General features: G+C 58.1%; 3 protein-coding genes. All 3 read right to left on the reverse strand.

The annotated features are described in order from the left end of the window. Positions 1 to 197, reverse strand: a 197-nt coding sequence (locus ACF8AM_RS15680; protein ID WP_392556535.1) for a hypothetical protein, incomplete at its 3' end; no start/stop codon positions are given. Positions 198 to 277: 80 nt separating this feature from the next. Further along, a complete protein-coding gene (locus ACF8AM_RS15685; protein ID WP_392556536.1) occupies positions 278 to 1,180 on the reverse strand; it encodes a hypothetical protein in 903 nt (300 codons plus the stop codon). Then, positions 1,177 to 3,838 (reverse strand): M28 family peptidase (locus tag ACF8AM_RS15690; RefSeq protein WP_392556537.1); only part of this gene is annotated, 2,662 nt, incomplete at its 5' end. The genes ACF8AM_RS15690 and ACF8AM_RS15685, both read right to left, overlap by 4 nt.

Here is a 3,838-nt window from a genome sequence, read left to right on the forward strand (position 1 = left end):
GAGTCCTTGCATTTGCAAAACTTGATCTTCTTGCCGCTGCCACAAGGGCATATCGAGTAAGTGTCGATGGACATAAACAGTCGCAATAAATGGGGGCGTGCGGGCAGCTTGGCTGCGGTGTGAGCGAGTGAAGCTGGCAACTTACCACGCCGAACGATGTGTCCCAAGATGCGATCTGCCCCCGGATTGTCAGGCAATCGAATTTCGGGCGTTTCAACACCGTCTGTTGTGTTCTCGCGAGAGCAGTCTGAACCGCAGGGCAGCGATGCGAAAGTTCTTAGCGTGACAGCAAATCAGGCGAGGTCGCGTCGGCCAAATCGCTTGATGAGTGATCGAGCCACTGGCGGAGCGGGCCTGTGTCCGGGACCGCGAACGATCCATGGGCGGTTTGTCGATCGAGTTCCCGGTAGCGAATCTCAATCAACTCGACCGTCTGTTGGAAATGGGCGCGGACGCGTTGGTTGATCAGCTTGCGAACTTGGTCCGAGGACAGTCCCGACGATCGGTTGTTGCGACTGGTTCGATTGTTGGCATTTGGCGTGGCGTTGCGATTCAGAACGACGTTTTCGCCGAGCACGGAGCGGATCTCGGAAGAACTGAATCGCAAACTCTCGTCTTCCCGAACCGCGGATTCAAACCGACTCAGAACGCGAGGGTCGGTTGAGAGCCGGATGTGATCCATCTCGTGCTGAACCAACGGCGAATCCCAGAACCGGCTAAGGTCATTGGGACGCCTGCGAAACCAGACCTTGTGGTCGACCTTGAGTTTCAACTCGGGATAGCGGACTTTGACCACAATGCCATCGTCGCTCCACCACCACCGGCAGCGGCTGACGAAGTGGTAGGAAAGGTTGAACCGAGTTTCGGCATCAAACTCCCGGTTGATGAATCCGGTCGATCGGAGCCCCGCGGCAACAGAGGGACGCGGGCCACCCGAGATGAACTCGACCTGTCCGGACTCGAGCAATTCCGCGATTGCTTCTTCGGGAACGGGAAGAGCGGACATCGCGATCGGCTCGGCGACCCACTGTTCTTCGTCAATCATGCCTTCCGCCGCCAAGTCCGCTTGCGAATTGGATTGCGCGAACACGGCGGGGGAGATGCTACCGAGATGCAAGATCAGACCGGCAATCCAAAGTTGGCACTGCCATCGCGATGCGGTCTGGTTCGGTGCAATCAATCTCGTGACCCGGGAGTGATGGACAGCGTTACGTTTTGGCCTTCGCGGTTGACAACGATTTCAACCTCCTCGCCAATCTTGAGCGCTTCAATCGCATAAGTGTAGTCGTAAATGTCTTCGATCTTTTGAGATGCCAATTGCACGATCACGTCTCCGCCTCGAACACCAGCGGTGTCTGCCGGGCCCCCGGATGCGACGCCGCTCAGTTTCAGGCCTTTGACCTCGCCGGCGGCGTAGTCCGGAATCGTTCCCAGGTAGGCCGTCAAACGGGCACGCGGGACTTCTTCGGTGGATTGGCCTTCGTCCAGTTTGAACTCTGGCACGTTGTCCGACTGCAAGAACCCGCGAGTCAGCAGCCCGAATAAATTCGCGATGTCAGCGTTGCCGTCGTAGTTCAGTTTGTCGGGGGTGTCGCGAGGGGTGTGGTAGTCCTCATGGGCTCCCGTGAATCCCGACAGAATCGGCACGTTGCGAGCCACAAAGGCGGACGCATCAGTCGGCAATCGAGTGCTCGTGCGATCGAGTTGCAAGGCGACTCCGACGGGCACATTGCGACGTTGGACTTCCCCTTCAAACCCAGGCGACGAACCGATGCCCTGCACGATCAGTTTGTCCCGCAACCGGCCGACCATGTCGAGGTTCAGATACACCGCAACCGCATCGCCAAGAGAAGCCGCATCGGGTGTCATCCCATGAGCATGTGCGATCGCGATGTCATCTTCGCTAGGTTCTTCGATCGGAGCGTCGGGATACAGTTTTCCGAAGTCATCGACGAATGCTTGTGAGCCGAACAGACCGAGTTCTTCCCCGCTCCAGGCGGCAACCATCAGGTCACGTTTCATCTTCAAGCGGCCAGAGTTTCTCTGGTCGACCAAGTACTGAGCGATTTCCAGCATCGCCGCAACTCCACTGGCGTTGTCATCCGCCCCGACGTGAACTTGGTTTTCTTCGTCCGATCGAGCCAGTGAGTTGCTGCCTCCGCCGCGACCGAGGTGATCGATGTGGGCGCCGACCATCACAACGGGGAACTGAATGGGAGCGGAGGTGTTGGCGGTTGAGTCTGCCGGCAGTCTCGCGATCACGTTTCGGCCCGTGCCGGTACGGCGATTGATCTCGATTGACGCTTCGACCGTGATGCCCGACATGGGAATTCCCATCGCCATCTTCCCATCGTCGAGATGCGATTGCAGTTCTTTCAAATCGTGGCCGCCGGCGCGAACCAGTTTGGACGCGACTTCGTTGTTGATCGAGACCGCGGCCAAGCTGACTTGGGCTTGGGAGGCATTGGCATCGAATCGAATCACATCTCGTTTCACTTGGCTGGTGGGACCAGCCACGAAGATGATTCCGCGGGCACCCATGTCGCGTGCAATGGTGGCTTTGCGACGGGGGGCGCCATAGCGTGCCATTCGTTGGCGTTGTTCGGCTGAAATGTTTTGCGGCAGGTCTCTCAGGACCAAGACCCAGCGATCAGCGACATCCAAGTGAACGTAGCTGTCGTATTCGTCGTTCTGTTCGTCGCCGGGGACCTGCAAGCCGTAGCCAGCAAAAACGACTTCGCCGGATTCGATGTCGCCAGTTTGTGAAAACGAAAGCGGTGTCCATGACTTCGTCAGTTCGGTGTCGATAATTGCCGAATTGCCGCCGGGCGAGGAGGTGGTGATGGTCAGTTGGTTGGCTGGTCCAAGTGACGAGCCCGCAGGGAATTCGAAATCATGGAAGAACGTGCCGTCTTGTCCGGCCGGAACAAAGCCCAGACTTTCCAAGTAAGCCGCCACATACGCGGTCGCTCGTTTTTCACCAGGTGTTCCCGTCAATCGTCCACCGAGTTCTGGCCGGGTCAGGTAGTCGACGTGCCGCATGACATCGCTTGGCCGAAACTCCGGCGCAGTGGCGGTCAAATTCGATCGGGCCAGCGAGGCGTCTTCGTCCATTTGGTTGGCGTCGTCCGGCTCCGCCAGTCCCAATCGCTGACGAGCGGTTTCGAGATTGAAATCCGCGATGTAGATCTGCGACGTGCTCTGTTTGGGTTCGCCGTCTTCCATCACGACGTCGCCGTTGCTGTCCACCACGCGTGTGGTCGTCCAAGACAATTGCTCTCCATTGGGGAGGAAAACGGGCAGCCCGTCGAAGCCACCTGTCGTGGTCAACCGAACGGGTTCGCCTTCACCATCGGCTCGAACCAAGTACAGTTCGAAATTGGCGAACCCATGTTTGTTGGTGGTGAAGACCAAGAATTCGCCGCTGGGGTGGTAGTACGGTGCCCAGCTCATCGCGTTGATTTCTGTTAAACGCTGGACGTCCGACCCATCGGTCTTCATCGTGAAGATTTCCGCGGTGGCTCCGTTGGGGGCAAAACGTCGCCAGCAAATGCGTTCGCCATCGGGGGAAAAGAATGGCCCGCCGTCGTATCCCGGTTCGCTGGTCAGTCGTTTCACGTTCGAACCATCGGCATCCATGATGTAAAGGTCGTTCATGAACGCGGGGTCGCGTTCGAATTGTTCGCGTTCGCGTTCTGTCAATTCGCTTGTGTAAGCGGCGCGGTTGGACGCGAAAACGATCTTGGTTCCGTCGGGGCTGTAGCTGGCTTCGGCGTCGTAGCCCTTTGCATCGGTCAGGGCGGTCAAACCCTTCGTGGTGCCCGGTTCGATCCGGTCC

The sequence above is a fragment of the Rhodopirellula sp. JB055 genome (assembly GCF_043100905.1).
Lineage (GTDB): Bacteria > Planctomycetota > Planctomycetia > Pirellulales > Pirellulaceae > Rhodopirellula.